The following is a 20,466-nucleotide window of genomic DNA, read 5'->3' on the forward strand; positions in this document are numbered from 1 at the left end:
GGATTTCCTTCCTTGATGTAACCGCCGCACTGTGTGCGCGGGCAGCAAAAACCCCGCGACCAGGACAGTCGCGGGGCGGGGTAGATGAGCGAATTAGGTTTGAGTGAAACGGATGTCGATCGCGTAGCGGGCTACATACGCCTTGATGAGCGGATCTCGGAATTCATGAAAGGCCGGGGCCATATTCGGATCCACGGTGGCGCACGCCGGGCTCCCATCAGGCAGGGTGACCATGTCCCAGTCGTTCATCGACATGAGGGCGTGATCGGCGTCCCACGCCATGCGAAAGGCTGTCGCCCGGCCGTTGGCCGTAGCGCTGTCGGTGGCCAAGGATTCGACCTGTACCAACGCGTTCAACGTAATTCGGTCCGACTTGCCGCCTGGTAGATCGGTGATCTTGTAACAGGGCGCGTCACCGTCCGCGTACTCGGGGGTCACCAGCAGACCGAACGGCTTGAGCACCGCCATTACGTACCCTGACGGCGACTTCGGTTGTCCCCATTCCAGAGTCATGAGCCCTTGCGCTTTCGTGCGCCGTACTTGCCGCCCGCCTTGTCGCGCCGATTCTTGCGGAACAACTGCTCGACCTCGGGCCGGTTGGTGCTGTTCGTGATGATCGGAGGGTCTAGGCTTCCGAACTCTTGCATCGTCGCGGTGGCCGGCGCATACACCGGCATGTGCTTGGATCCGAATTCGATCTCGATCGCCTTATAGTCGTCGGACTCCACTAAGAGCTCGAGTTCGCCATCCTTGGTCAGGTGAACCTTTCCGGGCGTGATGCCGTCCCGGTACTCCCCCGGCTCGCCGCCGTACGGCGGGTCAGCGCGGCGCGGATCCTTGTCGCCGAATACTGGTGCGCGGTTTTTCCAGTCGTCGGCAACCTCATCGCCCGCACGCTTGAGCTCTCGATGAGCTTTGGCGTCACCTGCGATGCCCGACAGCAGCGCCCTGTCGGATACCCCCAAGTCTCGCAACGGATTTTTCATGGCTTACCCGGCTGCCATTCGCAGAAGATCCACACGTGATCTGGCTGTCCCTCGATGTCGTACTGCAGCGCGGGCAGGCCATGCACCTTGTAGTCGCGGCCAGACTCGTCGCCAGCAGGCCGCACCGGGCATAGGTAGTGCCTGTTGGCAATGGCGCGGCTATCCGGTGTCACCGGCAGGAACGCCCATGCCCGCTCGGTCGAGGTGATCACGTCGGACTGATGTTCCGAAATATGTTCAGCCTCAAACATGCATCCGTAGATCGTTGCGACGATCGTGCGCGCCTTGATCGGCTGATTCTGCTCGTCCAGCACGGGATTGCCGTGGCCGTCGAGCGCGGCACCGTAGTCGATGACTTGCAGGGTGTCGGCGCCGATATCAAACATCAGAAGTTGTCCATCGAGCCGAACCCACGCGGGTAGTCATACGAATCGTGCGAGTTCAAACCGGCTTCGGACGGCAACGCGAAATCGTCAACAAAGAACGATGACGCAGGCCCCGCGCGCATAGGAATTCCCAGCAATTGCCGGTGCTCATCGGTGAAATCCAGCGCTGTCGCCGGATTCTTGATGAACGTCCCGGATTGCACGCGGTGCCCGGTCATGTTGTGGAACGACGCCAACCCTCGATACTTGCCGAACGTCAGCGAGTTTGACACCACCTCGTAGGTGACGTACTTGGCTGCCGAATCATCGGGCGTGCCGGGAGTATTGGTCACTATCCAGTTGGCCGCAACCTGCAGCAGCAGCGGTACCACGTTCGTTTCAGCGGTACTCAAGGCGCGTGGGTACATACCTGCGAACTCGGTATCGGACAGGAATGGCGTGACCATTATCAGCCGTACAACTCCTGAAGTTCCTGCTTGTCCAGCGCGCCAGCCTCGGCCGGATCCGCGCCGCGTGACACCGCATAGGCAATCCAGTCTTCAACCGGCGCTACCTTCGCAGGGGGCTTCGTCGCGCCGCCCTGAGACGCATCCGCCTCTGCTACGGCCGATTCCGAGGGATCGACATCGACGGCGTTTGCTTCCCCGGCGTCGATCCGCTCGACAAGACCCTCACTCAGGAGGTGAGCCTCCTGCGCAGGTGTCAAGTGTGGAATAACCGACCCCGCATAGTGATAGCCGCCATGGGGCTTGACAATGACCAGCGGAGCCAGCACTCGGTAAGTCATGCGTCCACCCCTGTGATCTTCCAGGCCGCCGCCGATTCCTGAACGATCGGCACGACGATTCGGCGGGCGCGGATGCGCCAACCATCGATCTTGTCCTCGCGGATCGTCTTGACCTGCAGACGATTCGCGTCATCCGGACCACTCACGTAGCCGGGTGCGGGTACGGTCTCATCAACGAACGATCCGAGCACCGTGGAGTCCAGCAGCGTCGCCACACCCGTGGTCGGCAGGTTCGGGCTCGTAATGAAGGTGAACCCGCCGATCCGGCGCATGAACGTTGACGACAAGCCCTGTGCGACAGGGGTTGTCTCGGTACCCGGATACTCGCGTGGCAACAATTGCGCGAGCTTTTCGTCACTCACCACGTTCGCAAACGTGGTGAGGCTGCACAGCACCGTATCGGGCATGTAGCCCTGCTTCAGGTTCAAGATGTTCGCCAAGGCGCGCATCAGGTCTCGCAGGATGAGCGGTGCAGCACCCGTGCCCGCCCACGAGCTGATTGCGCTCGTGTTCTGGGTGACGGCCGACGCAACAGCCGACAGGGCCACCGAGTCGATCTGCTGCACATGAGAGTTCGCGAGCTTTCGGAATGCGCGATTGACGACGGGATACTTCTGGCGGCTGATCGCGAAATCGCTGATCTCGGCATCGTTGCCCCAGTTGACCGTGTTTGCGGTAAGTGCCGGTCCCGTGCCGATCGAAGTGACGGGATATTCGGACATCGGTGCAACGGGCTGCGGAGCACGATCGGCAAAGATCGACTCATTCTGTTCGTAGACCGCAGAACCCGACTCGGTGGGAATGTTGCCTGTCAGGATCTTGTCGGCGATGAACATCTGGTCAGTGACCGTGCGAAGCGCCCGCAGCACCAGCGGCGGGTTGTTCAGAAACCGGGAAATACTGAGGATGTCACCCGATAGCGTGGGAGCTACCGGAGGGAATTCAATGGGCATGAGTGCCTTAGCCTTTCGTTATTTTGAAAGCTGATTATCGGAAGAGGACGGTCACGAGGTTTCCGGCGGCGGTGGTCAGTGCCACGCCGACGACCTGGGCGTAGTTGGTTCCTGCTGCGAGGTCCGCAACCGCGCCTGCCGCAGCTGCGACGACGTTCGCGCCAGCGGTGATCGCGCCAGACGCGGCCAGGGTGTGCACGCCCACGGCCAGAACCGTCACCAACGTGCCACTAGCGGCATCGTGGGCCGCTGCGCCAACCCATGCGATGGTGGCCGCCGAGGTTGGCAGAACCGTGTTCGGTGCCGAGATATACACCAGCTGTCCAGCCGTAATGGCCGCGCCTGCAGTGAAATCTAGCCGTTCGGCCGGGAAGTAGTTCGGTGCGTAAATACCCATGGTCTAGTTGCCCTTTCCGAGCTCGTGGCCGGTGATCTTGGCGTAGGCGTGAGCCATTTCGGCGTCGAGGTGGTCCTCTTCGCTTCCGACTCCGTGGCCCATCTCGGCCACCGGGATCAGTCCGGCCGGCAGCTGCGCCAACGTGGCGCGGATACCAACCCGGTCGTGTTCCATCAACGCGAGCCAGTTGGACTTGTTGGCGGGGGTCAACTTTCCAACCGCAATGGCGCTGTCGAGCAGGCGCTCGTCATCGGCCTTAGCCTGGGCGGCACGCTCAACCTGCATCTGCGCAACAGCGGCGGTAGTCGACTCGTATTGCGCCTTATCGACCAGGCACACACCCAGTTTGGCTGCGGCGGCAGTGATCTGCTCGGTCGTCGGCTCCGGGGCAGCGGTCCCGGCGGGAACTTCGGCGATCCTCGCCTCGAATGCCGCCAAGATGGTCTCCTCGTCGGCACCGGCATCAAGACCGAGCTTATCCACGAGGCTTTCGCTAAGGGTGGCCATGATGGCCTCCTTTCCTTTCGTAACCTCAGCCTCGGACGGCAGAGGGGCTTGGGCGCGCGGCACGATCTGCGGCGCGGGTGCGGTTTCACGGCCGCGGTACTTGAAGTGGCGCAGTGATGCGGCTGCGCGGGCATGCGCAAAGGCGAGCTGGTCGCTCTTGGCTCCCTGAATGACCTCATCGGCGAGCCCTGCGGCCACCGCTTCGTCTGCGGTGTACCAAGTTTCGTCATTCATCCGGGCTTGCCACTCTTCGGCGGTGCCCCCAGCCTTTGCGGCATAGACCGTTGCAATATTTCCTGACATTGACCGCAGACCGTCCGCAACGCGTTGCAACTCGTCGGCGTTGCCAGAGGCAAAGTTCCACGCGTTGTGAATCATCAACTGCGCGTTTTGATTCATCACCACGTGATCGCCGCCCATCGCAATCACGCTTGCGATTGAGGCCGCAATACCGTCAACGACAACGGTTGTCGTGGCATCCAGGCCTCGAATCGCGTTGAGAATCGCGATGCCCTCGAACACCTCACCGCCATAGGAATTGATCCGCACGGTGACCGCGTCGGCCTTGATTGTGGCGATGTCGCGTACGAAATCGGCTGCGGTGACGCCGAACATCCCGATATCGTCGTAGATCATTACCTCGGCCGGGCCGTCATCCGGCGTAGCCAGGGCGTACCACGACTTTCGATTGCCCTGGTCGCCGGCATTCGGGATGCCCTGCGGATTGCGTTCTACCACAGTGTCAACGCTCCGTTCGGATCGATGGTTACTCGAGTTCGGCGCGGTGTGTGCTCACGCAGGATCCGAGCGTTACTCACGTTGGTCTCGGGAATGGGCGGCAGGGCCGTCTCGGGCGGGTCGGTTTCTGCTGGCGCTTCGGTGGTTTCAGCGTCCGGGTCAGAACTCGGCAGGCCGAGCGTCTGGCGCTCGAACGCCTCTAGGCGCGGGTCAGGGGTGAGTATGCCGGCCATTACCAGCATTCCCAACGCTGCGGCGGTGGCGTCCTGGCGCGAACCAATCTCGTCGCAAACCAGCAGCGGGGCCGGCTCATCAACCCCAAAGTTGAGGTCTACCAGGTCTTCTACGATGTGCGCCTGCGCGGTGTCGCGGATTGTGTCGGCCACAGTCTGCACGGATTGCGTGAACGTGTCGGCCTGAACACTCGCGAGTGCGTATGAGCCGCCCTTGTCGAGATTGAGGAAGTGCGCCAGCCCGGCAAGCGCCATCTGCTTATCGTGGTATTCGATGGCCAGCTGCATATCGGGCAAGTTGCCTGCGACACCAAGCAATTCGAGCTTAGCGCCGAACGGCAACCCGACCCCGGCGCTGTTCCCGCCGCGATACTGAGAGGCGAGTTGCTGATATTTCTCGATGGCCACTGGATCGATTGCTTCAGCCTCGCTCGACGTGGCCACTGGCACACCCATACCGTTGCGGCGTGCCGTAGCGGCCTGAATGCGGATCAACTCATCCTTGAGTAGCCAATGCTTATAGGCGGGCCGAAGTATTGAATTACCCACCCAGACACCAGGATCGGGGTCGCGTGTGTACACAACCAGCCGATTCACTGGGATCAGGTTGTCGAAGGCCCCGCCGCTATAGATGACGCCACCACCGCCGCCGACACTGCCCTCGGGATACTGCTGCACCCCGATCAGGCCGCCGTCGCGGGCCACATCCCAGTAGGCGATGGTCTGAGCAGGACGCGGGGCGAGCTTGCGCAGCATCATTTTGCCGTTGTCAGGCCGGTAAACCTGCTCGAATACGCTGTGCCCAAACACATTCATGAGCAGAGCGACACGAAGATGCTCGGACCATGAAAAGCGGTCCTTGGTGCGCTGTGTCGGGGCCTCAATGTCGTTGTCGCCGAGTATCGGCAACCCAAGATTGGTGGCAACGAACTGGGTTACCTCGTCGCTGGCGCCGTTCTGCGCGATCCGCCACGTGGTACGGCGAACCGGCAGTGCGATTGCCGCCAGAACCGACGCAATGCGGCCATCCTCGCGCGACATCCGGGTATATGTCCGAATCGAGTTGGGCCATAACAGCTCTGGCACCTGCTCGTAGGTATCCCATGCCGCCCATGCCGAGAGCAGACCCGAATACGGGTTCACAAAGCCGATTTCGCTTATCGGCGCGGCGGTTTTCGCCATGGAACCCTCCCTTCGGGTCAGAAAGCGGCCCCGAGGACATCGAGGGCGCCCGTCGAGTGGTGATCAGATGTGGATTCGGAAGCGAACGAGGGTCCGGCAGACCGTTTGGCCGGCGCGCCGTAGGTCAACAGCCCCCAATGCGCCAACGTCACCGCCGTCAGGTGTAGAACTGAGCCGCCGGGAGGCGCATCCCAGACGAATCGCTTGCCCGGAAGGTCCTTTTTGAGCGCCGGAAGCGCCGAACCGTCCAAAATCGGCTGCCCCGAGTGCGTCACCTGGCCATCGCCGAGCGCCGTCAGGAACCCATCGCACGCGATCGCCACTTCACCGGCATTCACCTGAGACGCTTCGATGCCCAGCTGCGCCAGGTGAGGCAGCAGTATGTTCGCCGGGCCGCGCGGATCAATGACCAGCGCAGACGGATCTGCGTCGGCCACAATCCGTACCAGCCGTTCGGCGATCACCGTGGGCCCACCGTGCCCGGACCAGCCGATCTCGACATGGCCGGTACCGGCCGCGGTCCACTGCGCACCACCGATCGACCACATGTTGCCCTCGCGATGCACCGCGAGCACCAGTGGATACGGGCTCTGCAGTGTCGGCGCGGCGTCGGCCTGATCGGTCCATACCTGCGTGCCGATCGGCCGCAACGCGGCGTCGGTCATCTCCGGCCAGTCCCCGATACCGAGACGTTCAACGTCGAAGATGTGCGGGGTGTGCTGCATCGCGCGCAGCTCGTCGGCGATGTACTCCAACGTGATACGGAATCCGACCGCGGGGTTGGCCTGCGCCTGTACATGCGGGTCCGAGCGTTTGGCGCCCTTCTCGGCCGACCACTCCATGAAGCACAACCGCGGCTCCGAGCCGGGAACCTTGCCGCCCTCGACGCCGCGGTGCCGGATGGCCGAGAAGATGAACCCGTGCGGGTGAATCTCCTGATCAACCGCCGAACCCGCGTACCAGATCTGCGGATTCGGACGTGCCGCCATCGTCGGCATCAGCGTGCCGATTGCTTCCGGCTTGATGATCATCGCCTCATCGAGGATCACGCAGTCACCAGAGAGGCCGCGGCCGCCAGCCTTGGTGCGCGACTGGAAGATGACGCGCCGGGCACGAGGATGGTCGTCGTCGGCCGGAAGCTCGAAGCCCTCCTGGCCGTGCGACCGACTCGGCTTGAACTGCTTGCCCGAATTGTGCAGGTGGTACTCGACGCGGCGCATGATCTCGATGGCCGTCTTGAACTCGTGCGCCGAATAGACGATCAGTTCTTCATCGAAGAGAAACAGGCCCGCCAGGATCCGGGCCTCGATGATCCCGGACTTGCCGTTCTGCCGAGGTACCGGCAAGCCGACCTCGAACGCTGCCCACCGGCCGTCTTCGCGCTCGCCGAGCGCGTGCTCGAGGACGTACTGCTGCCACGGGTCGAGCTCGAACCCCATCTCGTCGCAGAGCGCCACCGCGTCGGCGCCGGCGGAATAGACGACACCGGCCGGAAGGCACTCAATCCGAGGACGCTGCGCGCCCAGTACCGGCGCGTCGCTTACGTCGCTGCTCGGCAAGTTCATCGATCCTCGACTTCTTCGCTGGCGCCAGCGCGGCCAGCGCTGCAAGCACGTCGGTGAACTGTTTGGACAGTGCGGGGAGCGTCTTCGGGTCGTCGCATCCGTCGATCTCGGTTGCGAGGAGGTCGCGCAGAGCTGTCAAGCCCTGGACTTGGCCCTGTTTTACTGCCTCGGCCAGCGATAACTGGTCCATGGGTCACCACCGCCTCTGTTTGCTACGGGTGGTCAATACCGGCCGCTGAATGCTGATACCCCCGGAGAGGGGGGAAGCGGTGACCCACACGTCGCCGAGGAGTACCCCCTCCCCGTATAATTTTGGGGGTAGGGTGCCCTGTGTTTGCTAGCGCTCGCTCGTCGTCGCTTACGGTGCCCATCGCATGACGCGATCACCGATGGCGGGTTGTGTGTGGCCGTTGATCTTGAGGCCGGTCAGCGCGGGCCGTTCGGCGTCGCCTCGACCGTCGCCGCGCTCTGAGTTGCACCACGAATGCAGCAGCCGGTTCGCGCGTGTGCCGCCCAGGGATCGGGGTTGCTCATGGTCTGCGCCAAGGCCTTGCGCGGTGTGCATCGGTTCGCCGCACCACCAGCACGGCGTGCCTTCTATGTGGTCTCCGAGTAGGCGCTCCCGGTCCCTCCTGTGGGCCGCGCCTAGTCCGCGCTGGGTGGTCGTGCGGTAGTTGCGCTGGCCTGGTCGCGGCGAGGGCATCAGCGCGGTTGTGTGGGCGTGGCGCGGATGGTGATGCCCTGTTCGTCACGCGTGACCTTGAAGGCGAGCATGGCGAGCTCGGGGCGCTTGGCCAGCATTGTCGCGAACTGCTCGACGAACGCGAACGCCTGGCGCGTGGCCAGCAGACGACGAGTCCCCGTCAGTAGTTCCCTTGCCTGCTTGGGAATGATGATGGGGTTACTCATGTGGGCACCACGCGGCCGGGGTGGTCAGGGCCTCCAGGCTGGATGGATTCAGCCAGACTTGATGGTTTTCGTCGGCCGTAAACGTCAGCAGCACTTGCTTGCACGCGGCACAGCCGATGGTGACCGTCTTGTTGATCGGGTCAGCAGGCGCCGGGTCGGATGGGTGGCTGATGGTGTAGCCGTTGGACTCCAACAGATTGACGAACGCCTCGCCTGTGCGGTTGGCGATCGACTGCATGCGTTGCTTCTGATCATCCGGTAGTCCAAACATGCTGTGATGCATAAATCGCATGTCACCCTTGGGATGTGGCAGATTGCCGAGGTTATCGGCGAACAGCTTGGCGACATCAGGACGCGGCATCAGCGCATCGCCGCCCTGACCGCGGCGTTGGCGATCCGCAGACCCTCGGCAGTGGCATCGCCAGGAACGGCCGGATCAACACGGTTGGCGATCTTGCGCAGTGCGCGAGCGATGTTGTGCCTCATGGGTTTTTGTCTCCCTCTCGACGTGGCTCGAACGGGTGTAGGTCAAGCAGTGCGTCGATGTGACTCATGACGCGCAGTGCGCGGCCATAGTCGAGTTGGCGGATAGCGCGACGAAGGCTGATCCACGCGTTGGCAATCTGCTGATCAAGTTCGGACCAGGCCATCGCGTGCCCCTTGGTGGCGCTCCCGGTGGACTCGCCCTACCGACGTGGGCGTGCAGCGTTGTAGGCGGCGAGCACCGCCTCGGCGAACGCGGGTGCGTCATCGATGGGCAGCCGTGAAGGGATGTCCACGATGTTCAGCCGGTTGCCGCGGTCGTCTATGCGCACTTCCCCGTATGCCCATGCCTGGCCGGTGATCGGAACGCGGACCGTCTGGCTTCCGTACTCGTCGGTCTCGACGGGTGGCAGCTCGACGACTAAGCAGCGTTTGGTGTGGATCTTGGCGATGAGCTTCGCCGCGACGTGTGCGGCGATTTCGTCCTGGGTGTAGACCCTGGTCTCGGTCTGACCCTCGGCGCCGATCGTCGTATTGCGAGTCAGGCTAAAGAAGTTCGGCATCTGCTCGATGACCTCGCGAATGGCCCTCAAGGCGTCCATTGGCCAGTTTTACGCCGAGGGTCCGACATATGAGAAAACCCCGGCCAAATGAGCTGGTCGGGGATGTTCGGCAGACGCACCACTGCGACTAGCGATGAGCGTACCGCAGCGGTATGGGAAAAACACGTAGCCGCTGGTTGGGTGTGCCTCCCGATTCGCACCCGACCCTCACCGAGCACGCCGAGCGTCGGTGCGAGGCGGGGTAGTCGGCTACCGAATCGGCGGCACTTCGGGCTGGAACAGGTCAAAAGCGACCTCGGGTATTCCGCCTGGCAGAAATTTGTAGCCAGGCTGATGGTCCTTGCCGCTGACGTGCAGCCAGGAACCTTGTGGGTAAAACGACACCCGTTTGTCTTTCTCTACGAGTACGCCGAGCACACCGCCATGCATGAACAGGTACGCGTCCGCATCGGCATAGTGCTGGGTCTCTTCGGTCCACTCGCTCTTGACGAATTTCACGGTGAAGCTCATGGGATGAACGTATCGCATGCGGGATACAACCGCGGATGGCAGGATTCGATTATGGGAAAGGCATTCATCAGGGGGCATGGCCTACGCAAAGGTCATGTGATCATCTCCGAATTTGACCGGTTCGAGGCTGACGGTCGCCTCATTGCGGGAGGCCGACGTTTCCGAGTGGATCGAATATCTTGGTTTCCTGATCAGTCCCAAGCCCTGCACGTCACCGTAATCGCGGAAGACGCGCCGAAAGAGGTTGACGGCCCTCATTATTCCAATGCCGCCTTCCGGCGCCGGTATGACGTGGCGCAGCCGATAATGATCGAATACACGCCGTTTTCCGACGATGACCGCGCCGCACTGGCAGACGCTGAACGGGTACTCGCCGAATATGGCTACAGCAACGAGAGCGCCGATCTGAGGGGTCTCATCGGCCGCCATGGATCGTTAGCCCCCATTGAAGAACCCGAGCCTCAACCAGCCCCACCGTCGCCATTAGCCTGAATTGCATTGACTTTGGCCTCGCGCACGTTCTCGACTTTCCATCGCCGTTGACGCGCCTGCCGCAGGCTGAGCTTGATGCGCAAGCCCTTCGCCTCCGTCATGCTCGCCGCCGTTTCGTCTTGTCGTTGTGTGCGTGCATGACATCGAACAACCGATAGAACTTCGTGCCCGTGTCCGGATCCTGCCCACACGCCTTGACCCTGTCACCCTTGACCAGGTAGCGCAGCCGGTCACGATTCAGCCCCTTCGCCATTGGGCCAATCCGATTGGCGACCGCGGTGATGGTGTCCAGCGTGACGACGCTTCCGCCGGCCTCATTGACGCGTATGTGGTCGATCATGATCTCGTCGTCGGGTGGCAAGTCGACGTGCCGCCAGCACTCGGCGATCTTGGGCGACAGATCTTCGTACGCCTCATGGGCTCCCTCTGTAAGAGCAAGGGCCACCATGTTTTTGCGCAGCCAGCGCGCCAGCGTGAGCATGTCGTTCGACTCGCGGTAGTAAATGCACCGCTGTTCGCAGACCAGCCGCACCCACGTCGTCAGGGCGTTGTGCAGCTCGTCTGCCGCAGTCCACGCGCCGAGGTGCACTGGCGGTCGCGGTCCGGGCCGCTGCCGTTTTGGCCGGCCAAGGTTGGCCTTCTGGATGCGCGCCTGACGCGTGACGGTGACGGCGAGATCATCGACAAGGGCGGGGATCGTTGCGAGTTCGTCGCGCAGCTTCGCTTGATGGCGACGGTCAAGAAAGAAATCCATCGTCACTTCTCACCCTTTTTCGGTCGTCCTACCTTGCCCACTTCCCGTGGAACCAGCCCGGCTACAACACCTTCCGGGCGCAGACTTCCCGGTATCGACGTGACCCACGCGTGGCACGGCCTGAACTGTGGGCACTGGCGGCAGAGGTGCTGCGCCTGCGCGTGTCGCCGTTCGAGCTGGCGCGGTCCCTCATGGTCGCGGCGCTCGTCGAACAGCGCCGATTGACCCCTACAGAGCGCACCGGGCAGGCTTGGCGTGTCGAGCAGGGCAAGGAGTTTCTTCATCACGGCACGTCCCCCATCGCGTCATATGGGCTGCCCCAGCTCGGATCCCACTTGCCGCGGTTCCCGACCTGGCCGCGCAGCCGTTCCACCTCGGCCTCTAGCCGCTCCACTTCGGCGGCAAGCTGGACATGTAGTTCGTCTCCGTTACCCCACTCGTAGGCATAGCGGGCGCGGTCTACGAGTTCGCTCATCACGCCTCCGCTTTCGATTGCGCGTACGCGGCGTTGGTACGCGACGGGTGGAAGTCCTCGCGCTCAGTCCGGGTCGCCGAGTTCCAGCACGGCTTGCCGACTTCGGCCCTGCATGCCGGGTGCGGACACCTGACGGCGCGCTCTGGCCGCTGCTGAGCCGGATTGAGGCTGGGGCGACCGAACTCGCGCGGCGGGGCGTCTACGGCCTCTGAGAGCGCGCCAAGGCGCTCACGGGTACGGGCCTCGAATCCGGGGTCCAAATCACTCATCGCCAGCCGCCTTCGCGAGTGCGGCACGGGCCATCGCTGCGCCCTTGGCCGCCGTCTGGGTTCGGTCGACGTGATCGCAGACCTGGCCACCGCGGTACCCGTCCTCGTCGCACAACTCGCAGACGACGATCGTGGCGAGCTTGGCCTCCAGCGCGTCCTGCTGCTCGGCTTCGCGTTGTGCCCGTTGCTGTTCGCGGTTAGCCCGCTCGATGTCCTCGCGGCTGCGCCGGGCTGCCTCGCAGCCTCGGCATGGCTCGCTCGTGCCGTCGGGATGCTTCGGGCAATGAGTGGGTGGGGGGTCGTTGGGGTCGCTCGCGTCTACCAACGCAACATCCCTACCTACGTAAGTACTTGTTGGTAATGGTTTAGGTAATGGTTTAGGTAGTCCGGACACCTGGGAGGACTCCGGCCGGAGTCCCGTTGGTGTCCCACCGGGACAGGGCTGGGACACTTTGCGTTCCTCCTGATCAGACGGCCTGACTTTCCGCTCCCGCTGTTTCCGCTTCCGTTCCGCCTCTCCCGCACGGAAATCCAGAACTTGCGCTTTAGTGCGTTGCCACTTCGGCCAATTCCGAAACTGGACGCCGCTTTCTGCCGAATCCCATAGCTCGGCGACGATCAGAAGTTCCACGAGTTTGGGTGTTCCGCCGAACTCTTCGACCACCTCGGCGGGGATCAAGCCGTCGGTGAGTTCCTTGGCTGACCATGAGCCGGTGAGCGTCCACAGCCCGATCGCAGCCGTCCGGTAGCGGCGCGGAATCCGCATCACCGGTTTGCTATTGGCGAACCCGTCATCGACGTTGAACCACGGCATTACGCTGTCGCCTCCGATCGCGGGGTGTGGATATTGCAGACCGTGTTGAATAACGGCTGCAGCACGTAGATCCGGCGGTCCTCGGCGTCATAAGCGTCGGACCTGTCTGTGAAGTGCTCGATGACGATGTCGCCCACGATGGGCCACCACGCCTGCTGGCGTCTGTGCGCTGAGAGCCGTTGATAGAGGTGTCCTGTGACACCGACGTAGAGCGGCGGCACGATGCGTCGGTTGGCCTCGTACATGCTGTAGACGAACCAACCCTCGGCCTTGTCAAGGCGCCGCCAGGCGGCCGAGTCTTGGGCATGGACGACTAGCACGTCATCGGGGATCTCGATGGTGATCCGGCCTCGGCTCTTACGTGCCACAGTGGGCCTCCTGATTGGCGATTTCGAGCAGTACGTCTGCATGGCAGCTGATATCACCGAGGGAGCCGTTTCGGTTCACTCGGCGTGGTGGACACCAGCAAGCGAGGTCATGGCCAGCCAGCTCCCGGCAGATCTCATCCACGCTCGGGTAGTTCGGATAGCGACCGTTGAGTAGGTCCCACTCGAACGCCTTGGCGGCGAAGTAGCGCGCTGTCCCAATGTCCGCGTACGAGGGCCCACCGTTTCGATCCAGCGGTGAGCCGTGAACGCGGTACATCGTGCAGAACCGGCCGCGCTCGGGCGTGATCCGGATCGGGTTGCCCCATCGACTCGGCCGCGACACAACGATCGCCCCCTCTGGCTTGCGCCAGCCCTTGGTGCGCCGCAACTGGATCCGCTCGGGCATCAGATCACCACACCCACGAGTGCCGCATCGACCAGCACGAGCGCGGCTGTTGCAGCAAGCCGACGATCTCGCCCCAGCTGTAGCGGAGCGCCTGCCCGAAGGCGTGCCAAGACGACCACGTAGCGATCACGGTGAGCGGGAGCGCGAATGCAGCCCAGTTCATCAGTAGCACTCCCCTGCGTGAATCAGAAAGCAGCGCGTGCACGCGTCGGCTCGATCGCCGAGCACGTCCTCAGCGTCGCCGTGGCAGTCCTCGTGCCGGTACCCGTCGATGTGCCGTTCGATGAGATCGCCAATGCTGAAACGCTTTCCGCAGACTTGGCATGTACCCCAGTAGTTTGCCTCGAATGCCATCAGAACTCCATCGCGTCACGTAGTTCGGAGCATCCGCCGCGCTGGTCACATCCGAGCCGTCGCGCCTTGTCGGCGGGGGTCAGCTCGCCAAAGCAACGGCACATCACGAACTCGTCGTCTTCGTCTGGGTCGGCCATCAGAACACCCACCAGTCGCCGTCGTCCTCGACAACCACGACGACCCACCCGGTAAGTGCCAGCAGCACAAGGGCAATCAGGATCATCAGCCAGTGCCAGTCGATGAGAATCCAGGCGATCATCAGTGCGCCCCGACTTCAACCATGAGCGATTTGCGCAGGCACATAGCGGTGCCGTCGGTATCAATCCGGCCGTGGTTCCCCGCTGATGCATAGGCCAGCTGGTGGTCGCCCTCCAGTCGAACCCATATCCACGTGTCATCTTCACGGACCACAACACCCCGAATACGCCCCTTCCGGGAGTGCTGCCACGTACGGGAGGGCGGTTCGATCTCGGTCGATGGTTCTTGGCTCACCTTCTCCACCTCTCAGCGCATGACACGCAACGGATTTCGTCTCGGTACTTGGTGACTGGATCACCGGGTTGGTACTCCATGCCGCAACCGCCTGTGCAGGTGCCACGGACGATGCTCGTGAACGTGTAGACCGGCTCGGGAGTCTCGGATGGCGCGGGCGCGGGGGTGCTCACGGGTCGACCTCGAACAGTGCGTCCTGACCGTCGCCGGACGGCTCGCGGTCCTCGGCCTTCTTGGAGCGCTTGCCGGACATGGAATCGCGAACACCGGCCTTGGCGTTGGGCGCACCGCCGAGCGCCTGCCGGAGCGCTTCATAGTCGCTGTACCCACGTCCGGACATGTAGGCAGCGACGGCGTCGAGTACCGGCATACCCTCGGGTGTGCGCATGTTCAAGATGCCGGTCACGTTTTCCATCACGAACGTCTTGGGCCGGATCTCGCACACCAACCGCGCGAACTCGAACACCAGCGAGTTGCGCGGGTCCATCACGTCACGACGGCCAGCGATCGAGAATCCTTGGCAGGGCGGCCCCCCGAACACGCAATCCAGCTCGCCGACTTCCAGGCCGAGGTCGCCGAGGATGCGCTCGCCGGTCAGGTTCTTGACGTCGTACACATAGAAGTGCTCACAGCCGGCATCGTCGGGTCGGGTGGAGATCCAGCCGGAGCCAATGTGAGCGTCGAATGGCACTGCGTCCTTGCTCTTTGACTTCTTGGGTTGGGCGGCATTGGGGCCGAGTACCGGGTGGTCGGGGTCGATGTGAATCTTGACTCCTGGGCGGGCAAGGTTGGTCAGGTACGTCATGGAGGCAGGCACGTCGTGCTCGACGGCGGCAGCCACGTGCCACCCGGCCTGGTGGAAACCGCAGCTGAAACCGCCTGCGCCAGAGAACAGATCGAGACCCATGGGACGATCATTTCGTCGTTTACTGACATTGGGGGGCAGGAGCAGCCCAGCCGGGGACCACCGCCAGCCGTCGTCAATTGCGTGGTTGCGGATGGTTGCCGTAGGGGTCAGCATCCGCTCGCCTCTCCGATTCGTTGGTGGGTTGCATGGGGCCACGCGGCTTGCTGTGCGAGCTGGCAGTGATCGCAGTGGTCACGGATCTGCTCCGTCACAAATTCCTCTGCGCAACGCGCGCAATGGAGCGTGATGTGGATACCTCTGGTGGGGTGAGCACCCCGGCGTACCGCGGGGCTGCGAACGGTGATCACCGGGGCGCTCACGGCCTACTTCCCGAGGTTCGACGCGTAGATGGGCACTCCGAGCTCGTCGGCGACCTCTGTGGTCTTCTGCGTCCAGGCGTCGCGCACCAGGTGCTCGTAGGGCTGCGGGACCAGAGCGAGCCCCAGTTGCCCTTGGGAGATGTTCAGTCGTAGCCAGCACGTGATCTCAATGACTGGGTAGTCCTCGAATGGCCTCGCCGACAGGGTGATCTCGCGCGGAACTTCGAGTTGCCTCGTAGCGGTGCCGGCCTTGGCAGAGACTTCCTCGCTGTAGGTCAGATTCACGCTCCCGGTGGCGCGCTTGATATTCGACTCGAAAGATCCCTTGCTCGACGCACGGACGCTGTCGACAATCTCCACGATCTCGGCCGCGGGGTGGCTGGTGATCAGGTGGCCCGCCGACTCGATGAGGTCACCGAATTCGACCTGAGTGTGGAATCTGCCGTCTGCGGCCCTGAACAGGGTGTCCCAATCGGGGTCGCGCACGAACTTGAGTCGGAGCTGGTCGGCGCGGTTGGTGTAATCAATGGTGGCGTCGGACTCTAATTCGTCGTACACAACAGTGATTTCACCGACGTTGCGGTTTCCCCACACTGTGGACATGCCGTTCAACAACGGGCGCCGCTTAACCTCGGCCAGTAATGAGGCCGCGTCAGTCACGGTGCGTGGTGGGACGGTGCGTGGTGGGAACGCATGCGGCGCCTTGCTACGTACGTCGATGACCTCGGTTTGCAGGCCGCTATCACTGTTGGCGCTGACGAGGTAGACGGGGCCGTCCACGTCGGGGTCGTTGATCGGCTCGACGGTGTGATCAGGGAATGCAATAACGTTTTCGGACATAGCTTTTACTCCTTGGCGGTTGTTGGGTTACTTGTTTCCGTAGAACATTCCGGCGTTGTCGCGGGATAGGTTCCCTTCGCCGTCGTCAAACCAGATGGACTTGACCGATTCCTCGACCGGCTTGCCGTCAACGTCGATTTCGATTCCGACTGCGCCGGATTCGAGCGCTGTCACGGTCGCCTTGACCGTGATCGTTCCGCCCTTCTTGCCGGTCACGTGAGCGGCCTCGACGCATTGGGCTAAGAGTTTGGACGCCTTGAGCTGAGCGCGGCCCTTGTCATGAGCGGCCAGGACGACGATGAAGTCGGTGACCTCACCGGGACCGACCTCGGTACTCGCCTTGGCCTCGCTGGTTTCGTTGTCGGTTTCGTTGTCGGACATGGTTACTCATTCCTTTCTGGTGGGTGGGTTACTTCTCTGGACCGTCGAGGTTGTCAATCAACGTGCACGCCTCTGCCTTGGTCACGTCTTTGGTGCTGACGATCGGGCGTCCCAAGGCAGCCGAGATCCACGCCAGCGCAGCCGCCTTGTCTTCGAGCTCGTTCTCCCGCAGGAGTGCGTAGAGCTTGCGGGACTGAGCCGACGTGATCAGCTCGACCTCGGGCGCATCCGGCGACGGCTCGACGGGAGCTGTTTCAGTCACGGAGGCCACCGGTTCGGGCTGCTCGGTGGCCGATGCCTCGACCGCGGCCCGCAATCCCTTAATGCCCCGGTCGGCACGATCAGCACGGACCCGGACCGGCTGTTGCTCCATCTCCAATTCCTCACGCGAGTATGGGATACCGAGCAGGATGTCCGGGGCGATCTTGCGGCACACCTCCATGGCCGCCTTCGCGTACAACATCGCCTGCGGGTCGGTGGTGTACAGCGCGTTGGACGTGTACTTCGCCTTGGTCGCCCGTCCGATATCCCATGTGGACGTTTCCACTTGACCCGTGCGCGGATCAGTGGCGGTGACGGTCACGCTCGTGTCGGATGTTTCGAGCGTCTGCACGACGATGCCGTGCCGCTTGAGTAATGCGACCGCTGTGCGCGCGTAGATGGCGGGCTTGCCCTTGACAACGAAGATCTGTTGCAGTGATTGAATCGGGTTCAACCCGATCTCGGCGCCGAACAGGATTGCGGCACCGGCATTGCCGGGCTTGCCGCGATATGTCTCCGGTACCAGCTCGGTGTCGGCGAGCGCGTCGCCGAGCACCTTGGCGTTGTTCATGGCCTCGACGTGAGCGGCCAGCGCGCCGAGGGCATCGGCTGCCGATGGCCGGCGTGGCGGCAGGATCTCGATATCGGTATCGGTGGTGATTTCGACGGTCATGCGATAGTCCTTACTAGTCGGTGAGTTGTTCGAGGTTCTTGGTTGCGAGCACGAGCGCGACAGACCCACGCGCGGCCGGTCGCCGGTCGGCGATCTTTATGTCGTCGACCATGGCGTACTGGGATTGGCCCATGTGGTCGAGCAACCGAGTCTTAAGGCCGCGCAACCGCTCCTCGCTGGCCTTGTGATCGACATTGGCTGCCAAGATCTCGATCGCATCGTCGATATCGAGCTGAGCCTCATCGCCCTTGTCGATGTCCGGGTGCATTGCCCGAACGGTCTCGTACGTAGATATCGTGTTATCGAGTGCCGGTTTCTTCCCAGCAGCAAGCGATTCCATCCACTCGACACAACGCTGTATCACTATCTGCGCGATCTCGGCGTCCCATTCGACGTGATAGATCCGCGGCTTCCCGTACTGTGCCCAGCACACGAGATCGGCGGTCTCATGCCATCCGGTGATCAACATCTGCATGAGGATCTGAGCGGCATAGTCGCGTGGGATCTCCCCACTGCCGTCGTCCCCGAACTCCCCGAGATCACGCGCCGTTTTCACCTCGACGACGCGGCGTGTAGCACCGCGTGAGCCACGTAGGTCGATCGTCGCCAGGTTCGGAAACGGCAGATCGGGATTCGAGATCTGCACCTCACCCTGCGAGATACGCCAGCCTGGATTCTTGAACTTCCAGTACTCGCGGGCGGCCAACTCGCAGGCGTGGCCGTAGTCGAAATCGTCCTGGCGTGCTTTGGAGATCGGCGCGGGGACGATGATGCCGGCCATTTCGTGCCACAGGGTGTATTGCGATTTCCAGCGCGAAATGGTGTTCCCGTTCTGGTCCAGCAGGATTGACGGCACCTTGCTTGGGGTGATCACGCTCAGCCACTCGAGCGATCCGGGCTCGATCATCGACGTGACCTCAATTCTCTCTGCACCCGTTCGGCGACTGCACGTAGTTGGATCGCCGAGAACGGATGCGTCTTGTCGATCCGCTCGGCAATTTCCTTGAGCAGCAGCTCATCTGATCTAGAGGTGGGCAATGACAGGACGGTCATGCGGGCACCTTGATCTCTCCCGCGAGTTCCGCCTCTTTGATGCCAGCAGTGACCAGCAGCTCGAACGCGTTCCACGAGAAATGAACTGGGTCTTCCCCGTAGGTTCGGGAGATTTTCTGTAACAGCCGGGCGGCTTGGCGCATGTCGCCGATGGCCTCCCGATCAATGCGAGCTTTCTCGGCCTTGGATATCTGCCGCCACGTCATGCCTGCACCTCGACTCCAGCCAGGCGGCATACTGCGATGGCGTGCATGGTCAGCACGTGCACAAGCCAGCCGGTATCACCGTCGACCCAGAGACCTTGCGCCATCAGCAGAACGTCGCCGTGCGTGAGCACGAAATCGGTTCCCTGCGAGGACTGCCACCTGATCTTGTCGCAGCGGATCGCCTCTACTTGAGCGTCCAGAGTCTCGGCCACCAAGGGAACGTTGACCCGCGCGGGCGGTAGTGGAATCTGCATCACGCACCGCCCTTGAGCACGGCGCTGGATGCTTCCCGCGAGTCACGGTCGGTGAAGAAGTCGACGAGCGCATGCTCCGCCTCAATGCCGAACCCTGGCTCCCAGCCGGCCACTGGCAAGAGCGTCGACGGATCAAGCCCTGTCTTGATGGCGGCACCGATCCACGCGTCCACATGAGCGTCGATGATGTCGACCGGCTCGGCGCCCTTGTCGAGCAACTTGGTTGTGAGCCTGTCGGCTTGGGTGATCAAGTCCAGCTGCTCGCGCATTCCGATGACCGTCTCGGGATCGATGACGATCTGCATTACCTTGATCTCGTTCATCAGTCCAACCCCGATTCGGGGTGAGAGTTGCGCGCAATCTCGGCGAGGGCTTCGAACTGTCTCGCAAGTCGCTCCCGACGTACAGGTGACTTCGGCAACCAGAACGTGATGGCGCTGCGGTCGTCGTCTTCGGGAGGATGATGCAAACGATGTGAGCTGTGGAGGAACAAACGCACTGCGCTGTAAAGGATTCCGGTGTTCGAGTCCTGTTCAACGAGTTCGACGGTGGGCTCATCCCGAGAGTCGTCATCGTCTCCGAGTAGCAGCTCTTGGCTGTAGACGTTGATCCTCATGCAGTCACCCCGACCTGTGCGAACAGTGCGGAGACCACGATGGCCGGGACGGCGACGAACAGCAGCACCGCCGAGCGGTCGCGGTACCGGCCGCGACGGTGCACGCGGAGGTCAATGAGCGTCGCGGCGACGAACAGCGCCATGACGACAGCGAATTGGCCGTACCGATGCGCGGAGAGCGCCACCAACGCGTAGATCAGGGCGAGGAATGCGACGGTCCAGAATGCGTGTCGCACGATGGCGTCGGGAGTGGATATACGGTGGGACATGCCCGGCCTCCTTGTAGGCTGGTGTTGGAAGCGGTGCCGATGGAATGACTTGGCGGTTGGACC

The 20,466-nt window shown here is 62.6% G+C and carries 42 protein-coding genes; 1 reads left to right on the forward strand and 41 read right to left on the reverse strand.

Annotation, left to right across the window (positions count from 1 at the left end; genetic code table 11):
- Positions 1-93: 93 nt before the first annotated feature.
- Genes AB0H22_RS03600 through AB0H22_RS03650 form a run of 11 tightly spaced genes read right to left on the reverse strand, consistent with a single transcriptional unit; the run spans position 94 to position 7,924 of the window.
- Positions 94-468, reverse strand: a complete 375-nt coding sequence (locus tag AB0H22_RS03600; RefSeq protein WP_358144808.1) for a hypothetical protein — start codon at positions 466-468, stop codon at positions 94-96.
- Positions 469-509: 41 nt separating this feature from the next.
- A complete protein-coding gene (locus AB0H22_RS03605) occupies positions 510-986 on the reverse strand; it encodes a hypothetical protein (protein ID WP_358144810.1) in 477 nt (158 codons plus the stop codon).
- Complete coding sequence (locus AB0H22_RS03610; RefSeq protein ID WP_358144812.1) at positions 983-1,372, reverse strand: hypothetical protein; 390 nt, start codon at positions 1,370-1,372, stop codon at positions 983-985. Before AB0H22_RS03610 ends, AB0H22_RS03605 begins: the two co-directional genes overlap by 4 nt.
- Positions 1,372-1,818, reverse strand: coding sequence for a hypothetical protein (locus AB0H22_RS03615; RefSeq protein WP_358144814.1), 447 nt, complete (start codon positions 1,816-1,818; stop codon positions 1,372-1,374). The genes AB0H22_RS03610 and AB0H22_RS03615 overlap by 1 nt, the downstream gene beginning before the upstream one ends.
- A 2-nt stretch (positions 1,819-1,820) precedes the next feature.
- Positions 1,821-2,159 carry a hypothetical protein gene (locus AB0H22_RS03620; protein ID WP_358144816.1) on the reverse strand — a complete coding sequence of 113 codons (339 nt, stop codon included), beginning with the start codon at positions 2,157-2,159 and terminating at the stop codon, positions 1,821-1,823.
- Positions 2,156-3,112 (reverse strand): hypothetical protein, encoded by a 957-nt coding sequence (locus AB0H22_RS03625; RefSeq protein ID WP_358144818.1) that lies wholly within the window; start codon positions 3,110-3,112, stop codon positions 2,156-2,158. Before AB0H22_RS03625 ends, AB0H22_RS03620 begins: the two co-directional genes overlap by 4 nt.
- 34 nt (positions 3,113-3,146) lie before the next feature.
- Complete coding sequence (locus AB0H22_RS03630; RefSeq protein WP_358144820.1) at positions 3,147-3,509, reverse strand: capsid cement protein; 363 nt, start codon at positions 3,507-3,509, stop codon at positions 3,147-3,149.
- A gap of 3 nt (positions 3,510-3,512) precedes the next feature.
- A complete protein-coding gene (locus tag AB0H22_RS03635) occupies positions 3,513-4,754 on the reverse strand; it encodes a head maturation protease, ClpP-related (RefSeq protein WP_358144822.1) in 1,242 nt (413 codons plus the stop codon).
- On the reverse strand, positions 4,748-6,169 hold the full coding sequence (locus AB0H22_RS03640; RefSeq protein WP_358144825.1) for a hypothetical protein: 1,422 nt from the start codon (positions 6,167-6,169) through the stop codon (positions 4,748-4,750). The genes AB0H22_RS03635 and AB0H22_RS03640 overlap by 7 nt, the downstream gene beginning before the upstream one ends.
- Positions 6,170-6,186: 17 nt before the next feature.
- The gene (locus AB0H22_RS03645) at positions 6,187-7,734 is read right to left on the reverse strand and encodes a hypothetical protein (protein WP_358144827.1); all 1,548 of its coding nucleotides are present in this window, start codon (positions 7,732-7,734) and stop codon (positions 6,187-6,189) included.
- Positions 7,670-7,924 (reverse strand): hypothetical protein, encoded by a 255-nt coding sequence (locus AB0H22_RS03650; protein WP_358144829.1) that lies wholly within the window; start codon positions 7,922-7,924, stop codon positions 7,670-7,672. The genes AB0H22_RS03645 and AB0H22_RS03650 overlap by 65 nt, the downstream gene beginning before the upstream one ends.
- Positions 7,925-8,218: 294 nt before the next feature.
- Between AB0H22_RS03650 and AB0H22_RS03655 the strand changes: the two genes are divergently transcribed.
- Complete coding sequence (locus tag AB0H22_RS03655; RefSeq protein ID WP_358144831.1) at positions 8,219-8,350, forward strand: hypothetical protein; 132 nt, start codon at positions 8,219-8,221, stop codon at positions 8,348-8,350.
- An 86-nt stretch (positions 8,351-8,436) separates the two neighbouring features.
- On the opposite strand, the gene AB0H22_RS03660 is transcribed toward AB0H22_RS03655, so the two are convergent.
- The 30 genes from AB0H22_RS03660 to AB0H22_RS03805 all read right to left on the reverse strand — a co-directional run bounded on the left by AB0H22_RS03660 (position 8,437) and on the right by AB0H22_RS03805 (position 20,403).
- Positions 8,437-8,643 carry a hypothetical protein gene (locus AB0H22_RS03660; RefSeq protein ID WP_358144833.1) on the reverse strand — a complete coding sequence of 69 codons (207 nt, stop codon included), beginning with the start codon at positions 8,641-8,643 and terminating at the stop codon, positions 8,437-8,439.
- A complete protein-coding gene (locus AB0H22_RS03665; protein ID WP_358144836.1) occupies positions 8,636-9,004 on the reverse strand; it encodes a hypothetical protein in 369 nt (122 codons plus the stop codon). The genes AB0H22_RS03660 and AB0H22_RS03665 overlap by 8 nt, the downstream gene beginning before the upstream one ends.
- Positions 9,004-9,129, reverse strand: a complete 126-nt coding sequence (locus AB0H22_RS03670; RefSeq protein WP_358144838.1) for a hypothetical protein — start codon at positions 9,127-9,129, stop codon at positions 9,004-9,006. Before AB0H22_RS03670 ends, AB0H22_RS03665 begins: the two co-directional genes overlap by 1 nt.
- A gap of 200 nt (positions 9,130-9,329) precedes the next feature.
- Positions 9,330-9,728 (reverse strand): hypothetical protein, encoded by a 399-nt coding sequence (locus AB0H22_RS03675; RefSeq protein WP_358144840.1) that lies wholly within the window; start codon positions 9,726-9,728, stop codon positions 9,330-9,332.
- Between the two features lie 210 nt (positions 9,729-9,938).
- The gene (locus AB0H22_RS03680; RefSeq protein WP_358144842.1) at positions 9,939-10,199 is read right to left on the reverse strand and encodes a hypothetical protein; all 261 of its coding nucleotides are present in this window, start codon (positions 10,197-10,199) and stop codon (positions 9,939-9,941) included.
- Between the two features lie 81 nt (positions 10,200-10,280).
- The gene (locus AB0H22_RS03685; RefSeq protein WP_358144844.1) at positions 10,281-10,628 is read right to left on the reverse strand and encodes a hypothetical protein; all 348 of its coding nucleotides are present in this window, start codon (positions 10,626-10,628) and stop codon (positions 10,281-10,283) included.
- Between the two features lie 32 nt (positions 10,629-10,660).
- Positions 10,661-10,792 carry a hypothetical protein gene (locus AB0H22_RS03690; RefSeq protein WP_358144846.1) on the reverse strand — a complete coding sequence of 44 codons (132 nt, stop codon included), beginning with the start codon at positions 10,790-10,792 and terminating at the stop codon, positions 10,661-10,663.
- Complete coding sequence (locus AB0H22_RS03695; protein ID WP_358144848.1) at positions 10,789-11,445, reverse strand: hypothetical protein; 657 nt, start codon at positions 11,443-11,445, stop codon at positions 10,789-10,791. The genes AB0H22_RS03690 and AB0H22_RS03695 overlap by 4 nt, the downstream gene beginning before the upstream one ends.
- A gap of 2 nt (positions 11,446-11,447) precedes the next feature.
- The gene (locus AB0H22_RS03700; RefSeq protein ID WP_358144850.1) at positions 11,448-11,729 is read right to left on the reverse strand and encodes a WhiB family transcriptional regulator; all 282 of its coding nucleotides are present in this window, start codon (positions 11,727-11,729) and stop codon (positions 11,448-11,450) included.
- Positions 11,729-11,920 (reverse strand): hypothetical protein, encoded by a 192-nt coding sequence (locus AB0H22_RS03705; RefSeq protein ID WP_358144852.1) that lies wholly within the window; start codon positions 11,918-11,920, stop codon positions 11,729-11,731. The genes AB0H22_RS03700 and AB0H22_RS03705 overlap by 1 nt, the downstream gene beginning before the upstream one ends.
- Positions 11,920-12,189, reverse strand: a complete 270-nt coding sequence (locus tag AB0H22_RS03710; RefSeq protein WP_358144854.1) for a hypothetical protein — start codon at positions 12,187-12,189, stop codon at positions 11,920-11,922. Before AB0H22_RS03710 ends, AB0H22_RS03705 begins: the two co-directional genes overlap by 1 nt.
- Positions 12,182-13,003 (reverse strand): hypothetical protein, encoded by an 822-nt coding sequence (locus AB0H22_RS03715; protein ID WP_358144856.1) that lies wholly within the window; start codon positions 13,001-13,003, stop codon positions 12,182-12,184. The genes AB0H22_RS03710 and AB0H22_RS03715 overlap by 8 nt, the downstream gene beginning before the upstream one ends.
- The gene (locus tag AB0H22_RS03720; protein WP_358144858.1) at positions 13,003-13,371 is read right to left on the reverse strand and encodes a hypothetical protein; all 369 of its coding nucleotides are present in this window, start codon (positions 13,369-13,371) and stop codon (positions 13,003-13,005) included. The genes AB0H22_RS03715 and AB0H22_RS03720 overlap by 1 nt, the downstream gene beginning before the upstream one ends.
- A complete protein-coding gene (locus AB0H22_RS03725; RefSeq protein WP_358144860.1) occupies positions 13,361-13,777 on the reverse strand; it encodes a DUF4326 domain-containing protein in 417 nt (138 codons plus the stop codon). Before AB0H22_RS03725 ends, AB0H22_RS03720 begins: the two co-directional genes overlap by 11 nt.
- Positions 13,778-13,781: 4 nt before the next feature.
- A complete protein-coding gene (locus tag AB0H22_RS03730) occupies positions 13,782-13,940 on the reverse strand; it encodes a hypothetical protein (protein WP_358144862.1) in 159 nt (52 codons plus the stop codon).
- A complete protein-coding gene (locus AB0H22_RS03735; RefSeq protein WP_358144864.1) occupies positions 13,940-14,131 on the reverse strand; it encodes a hypothetical protein in 192 nt (63 codons plus the stop codon). Before AB0H22_RS03735 ends, AB0H22_RS03730 begins: the two co-directional genes overlap by 1 nt.
- Positions 14,131-14,268 (reverse strand): hypothetical protein, encoded by a 138-nt coding sequence (locus AB0H22_RS03740; protein WP_358144866.1) that lies wholly within the window; start codon positions 14,266-14,268, stop codon positions 14,131-14,133. Before AB0H22_RS03740 ends, AB0H22_RS03735 begins: the two co-directional genes overlap by 1 nt.
- Positions 14,268-14,390, reverse strand: coding sequence for a hypothetical protein (locus tag AB0H22_RS03745; protein WP_358144868.1), 123 nt, complete (start codon positions 14,388-14,390; stop codon positions 14,268-14,270). The genes AB0H22_RS03740 and AB0H22_RS03745 overlap by 1 nt, the downstream gene beginning before the upstream one ends.
- Positions 14,390-14,623: a hypothetical protein gene (locus tag AB0H22_RS03750; RefSeq protein ID WP_358144870.1), complete on the reverse strand. Its 234-nt coding sequence runs from the start codon at positions 14,621-14,623 to the stop codon at positions 14,390-14,392. The genes AB0H22_RS03745 and AB0H22_RS03750 overlap by 1 nt, the downstream gene beginning before the upstream one ends.
- Positions 14,624-14,792: 169 nt before the next feature.
- Entirely contained in the window at positions 14,793-15,530 is a 738-nt protein-coding gene (locus AB0H22_RS03755) for a DNA cytosine methyltransferase (protein WP_358144872.1), read from the reverse strand.
- Between the two features lie 323 nt (positions 15,531-15,853).
- Positions 15,854-16,690 (reverse strand): DUF2303 family protein, encoded by an 837-nt coding sequence (locus AB0H22_RS03760; RefSeq protein WP_358144875.1) that lies wholly within the window; start codon positions 16,688-16,690, stop codon positions 15,854-15,856.
- A gap of 27 nt (positions 16,691-16,717) precedes the next feature.
- Entirely contained in the window at positions 16,718-17,071 is a 354-nt protein-coding gene (locus tag AB0H22_RS03765) for a hypothetical protein (RefSeq protein ID WP_358144877.1), read from the reverse strand.
- Positions 17,072-17,099: 28 nt separating this feature from the next.
- Positions 17,100-18,005, reverse strand: coding sequence for a hypothetical protein (locus AB0H22_RS03770; RefSeq protein ID WP_358144879.1), 906 nt, complete (start codon positions 18,003-18,005; stop codon positions 17,100-17,102).
- Positions 18,006-18,018: 13 nt separating this feature from the next.
- Positions 18,019-18,912 carry a YqaJ viral recombinase family protein gene (locus tag AB0H22_RS03775; protein ID WP_358144881.1) on the reverse strand — a complete coding sequence of 298 codons (894 nt, stop codon included), beginning with the start codon at positions 18,910-18,912 and terminating at the stop codon, positions 18,019-18,021.
- On the reverse strand, positions 18,909-19,058 hold the full coding sequence (locus tag AB0H22_RS03780) for a hypothetical protein (RefSeq protein WP_358144883.1): 150 nt from the start codon (positions 19,056-19,058) through the stop codon (positions 18,909-18,911). Before AB0H22_RS03780 ends, AB0H22_RS03775 begins: the two co-directional genes overlap by 4 nt.
- A complete protein-coding gene (locus AB0H22_RS03785; protein ID WP_358144885.1) occupies positions 19,055-19,264 on the reverse strand; it encodes a hypothetical protein in 210 nt (69 codons plus the stop codon). The genes AB0H22_RS03780 and AB0H22_RS03785 overlap by 4 nt, the downstream gene beginning before the upstream one ends.
- Positions 19,261-19,518 carry a hypothetical protein gene (locus AB0H22_RS03790; protein ID WP_358144887.1) on the reverse strand — a complete coding sequence of 86 codons (258 nt, stop codon included), beginning with the start codon at positions 19,516-19,518 and terminating at the stop codon, positions 19,261-19,263. Before AB0H22_RS03790 ends, AB0H22_RS03785 begins: the two co-directional genes overlap by 4 nt.
- The gene (locus tag AB0H22_RS03795) at positions 19,518-19,841 is read right to left on the reverse strand and encodes a hypothetical protein (protein ID WP_358144889.1); all 324 of its coding nucleotides are present in this window, start codon (positions 19,839-19,841) and stop codon (positions 19,518-19,520) included. Before AB0H22_RS03795 ends, AB0H22_RS03790 begins: the two co-directional genes overlap by 1 nt.
- Complete coding sequence (locus tag AB0H22_RS03800) at positions 19,841-20,134, reverse strand: hypothetical protein (protein WP_358144891.1); 294 nt, start codon at positions 20,132-20,134, stop codon at positions 19,841-19,843. The genes AB0H22_RS03795 and AB0H22_RS03800 overlap by 1 nt, the downstream gene beginning before the upstream one ends.
- Complete coding sequence (locus tag AB0H22_RS03805; protein ID WP_358144893.1) at positions 20,131-20,403, reverse strand: hypothetical protein; 273 nt, start codon at positions 20,401-20,403, stop codon at positions 20,131-20,133. The genes AB0H22_RS03800 and AB0H22_RS03805 overlap by 4 nt, the downstream gene beginning before the upstream one ends.
- Positions 20,404-20,466: the final 63 nt, after the last annotated feature.

This window comes from Mycobacterium sp. NPDC050853, assembly GCF_040653875.1.
GTDB lineage: Bacteria > Actinomycetota > Actinomycetes > Mycobacteriales > Mycobacteriaceae > Mycobacterium.

Excerpts from the sequence above, each read along its gene's own strand:
- AB0H22_RS03600 (WP_358144808.1), bottom strand. The coding sequence starts at position 468 with ATGGCGGTGCTCAAGCCGTTCGGTCTGCTGGTGACCCCCGAGTACGCG.
- AB0H22_RS03605 (WP_358144810.1), bottom strand. The coding sequence starts at position 986 with ATGAAAAATCCGTTGCGAGACTTGGGGGTATCCGACAGGGCGCTGCTG.
- AB0H22_RS03610 (WP_358144812.1), bottom strand. The coding sequence starts at position 1,372 with ATGTTTGATATCGGCGCCGACACCCTGCAAGTCATCGACTACGGTGCC.
- AB0H22_RS03615 (WP_358144814.1), bottom strand. The coding sequence starts at position 1,818 with ATGGTCACGCCATTCCTGTCCGATACCGAGTTCGCAGGTATGTACCCA.
- AB0H22_RS03620 (WP_358144816.1), bottom strand. The coding sequence starts at position 2,159 with ATGACTTACCGAGTGCTGGCTCCGCTGGTCATTGTCAAGCCCCATGGC.
- AB0H22_RS03625 (WP_358144818.1), bottom strand. The coding sequence starts at position 3,112 with ATGCCCATTGAATTCCCTCCGGTAGCTCCCACGCTATCGGGTGACATC.
- AB0H22_RS03630 (WP_358144820.1), bottom strand. The coding sequence starts at position 3,509 with ATGGGTATTTACGCACCGAACTACTTCCCGGCCGAACGGCTAGATTTC.
- AB0H22_RS03640 (WP_358144825.1), bottom strand. The coding sequence starts at position 6,169 with ATGGCGAAAACCGCCGCGCCGATAAGCGAAATCGGCTTTGTGAACCCG.
- AB0H22_RS03645 (WP_358144827.1), bottom strand. The coding sequence starts at position 7,734 with ATGAACTTGCCGAGCAGCGACGTAAGCGACGCGCCGGTACTGGGCGCG.
- AB0H22_RS03650 (WP_358144829.1), bottom strand. The coding sequence starts at position 7,924 with ATGGACCAGTTATCGCTGGCCGAGGCAGTAAAACAGGGCCAAGTCCAG.
- AB0H22_RS03655 (WP_358144831.1), top strand. The coding sequence starts at position 8,219 with ATGCAGCAGCCGGTTCGCGCGTGTGCCGCCCAGGGATCGGGGTTGCTC.
- AB0H22_RS03660 (WP_358144833.1), bottom strand. The coding sequence starts at position 8,643 with ATGAGTAACCCCATCATCATTCCCAAGCAGGCAAGGGAACTACTGACG.
- AB0H22_RS03665 (WP_358144836.1), bottom strand. The coding sequence starts at position 9,004 with ATGCCGCGTCCTGATGTCGCCAAGCTGTTCGCCGATAACCTCGGCAAT.
- AB0H22_RS03670 (WP_358144838.1), bottom strand. The coding sequence starts at position 9,129 with ATGAGGCACAACATCGCTCGCGCACTGCGCAAGATCGCCAACCGTGTT.
- AB0H22_RS03675 (WP_358144840.1), bottom strand. The coding sequence starts at position 9,728 with ATGGACGCCTTGAGGGCCATTCGCGAGGTCATCGAGCAGATGCCGAAC.
- AB0H22_RS03680 (WP_358144842.1), bottom strand. The coding sequence starts at position 10,199 with ATGAGCTTCACCGTGAAATTCGTCAAGAGCGAGTGGACCGAAGAGACC.
- AB0H22_RS03685 (WP_358144844.1), bottom strand. The coding sequence starts at position 10,628 with ATGGCGGCCGATGAGACCCCTCAGATCGGCGCTCTCGTTGCTGTAGCC.
- AB0H22_RS03690 (WP_358144846.1), bottom strand. The coding sequence starts at position 10,792 with ATGACGGAGGCGAAGGGCTTGCGCATCAAGCTCAGCCTGCGGCAGGCG.
- AB0H22_RS03695 (WP_358144848.1), bottom strand. The coding sequence starts at position 11,445 with ATGGATTTCTTTCTTGACCGTCGCCATCAAGCGAAGCTGCGCGACGAA.
- AB0H22_RS03700 (WP_358144850.1), bottom strand. The coding sequence starts at position 11,729 with ATGAAGAAACTCCTTGCCCTGCTCGACACGCCAAGCCTGCCCGGTGCG.
- AB0H22_RS03705 (WP_358144852.1), bottom strand. The coding sequence starts at position 11,920 with ATGAGCGAACTCGTAGACCGCGCCCGCTATGCCTACGAGTGGGGTAAC.
- AB0H22_RS03710 (WP_358144854.1), bottom strand. The coding sequence starts at position 12,189 with ATGAGTGATTTGGACCCCGGATTCGAGGCCCGTACCCGTGAGCGCCTT.
- AB0H22_RS03715 (WP_358144856.1), bottom strand. The coding sequence starts at position 13,003 with ATGCCGTGGTTCAACGTCGATGACGGGTTCGCCAATAGCAAACCGGTG.
- AB0H22_RS03725 (WP_358144860.1), bottom strand. The coding sequence starts at position 13,777 with ATGCCCGAGCGGATCCAGTTGCGGCGCACCAAGGGCTGGCGCAAGCCA.
- AB0H22_RS03730 (WP_358144862.1), bottom strand. The coding sequence starts at position 13,940 with ATGAACTGGGCTGCATTCGCGCTCCCGCTCACCGTGATCGCTACGTGG.
- AB0H22_RS03735 (WP_358144864.1), bottom strand. The coding sequence starts at position 14,131 with ATGGCATTCGAGGCAAACTACTGGGGTACATGCCAAGTCTGCGGAAAG.
- AB0H22_RS03740 (WP_358144866.1), bottom strand. The coding sequence starts at position 14,268 with ATGGCCGACCCAGACGAAGACGACGAGTTCGTGATGTGCCGTTGCTTT.
- AB0H22_RS03745 (WP_358144868.1), bottom strand. The coding sequence starts at position 14,390 with ATGATCGCCTGGATTCTCATCGACTGGCACTGGCTGATGATCCTGATT.
- AB0H22_RS03755 (WP_358144872.1), bottom strand. The coding sequence starts at position 15,530 with ATGGGTCTCGATCTGTTCTCTGGCGCAGGCGGTTTCAGCTGCGGTTTC.
- AB0H22_RS03760 (WP_358144875.1), bottom strand. The coding sequence starts at position 16,690 with ATGTCCGAAAACGTTATTGCATTCCCTGATCACACCGTCGAGCCGATC.
- AB0H22_RS03765 (WP_358144877.1), bottom strand. The coding sequence starts at position 17,071 with ATGTCCGACAACGAAACCGACAACGAAACCAGCGAGGCCAAGGCGAGT.
- AB0H22_RS03770 (WP_358144879.1), bottom strand. The coding sequence starts at position 18,005 with ATGACCGTCGAAATCACCACCGATACCGATATCGAGATCCTGCCGCCA.
- AB0H22_RS03775 (WP_358144881.1), bottom strand. The coding sequence starts at position 18,912 with ATGATCGAGCCCGGATCGCTCGAGTGGCTGAGCGTGATCACCCCAAGC.
- AB0H22_RS03780 (WP_358144883.1), bottom strand. The coding sequence starts at position 19,058 with ATGACCGTCCTGTCATTGCCCACCTCTAGATCAGATGAGCTGCTGCTC.
- AB0H22_RS03785 (WP_358144885.1), bottom strand. The coding sequence starts at position 19,264 with ATGACGTGGCGGCAGATATCCAAGGCCGAGAAAGCTCGCATTGATCGG.
- AB0H22_RS03790 (WP_358144887.1), bottom strand. The coding sequence starts at position 19,518 with ATGCAGATTCCACTACCGCCCGCGCGGGTCAACGTTCCCTTGGTGGCC.
- AB0H22_RS03795 (WP_358144889.1), bottom strand. The coding sequence starts at position 19,841 with ATGAACGAGATCAAGGTAATGCAGATCGTCATCGATCCCGAGACGGTC.
- AB0H22_RS03800 (WP_358144891.1), bottom strand. The coding sequence starts at position 20,134 with ATGAGGATCAACGTCTACAGCCAAGAGCTGCTACTCGGAGACGATGAC.
- AB0H22_RS03805 (WP_358144893.1), bottom strand. The coding sequence starts at position 20,403 with ATGTCCCACCGTATATCCACTCCCGACGCCATCGTGCGACACGCATTC.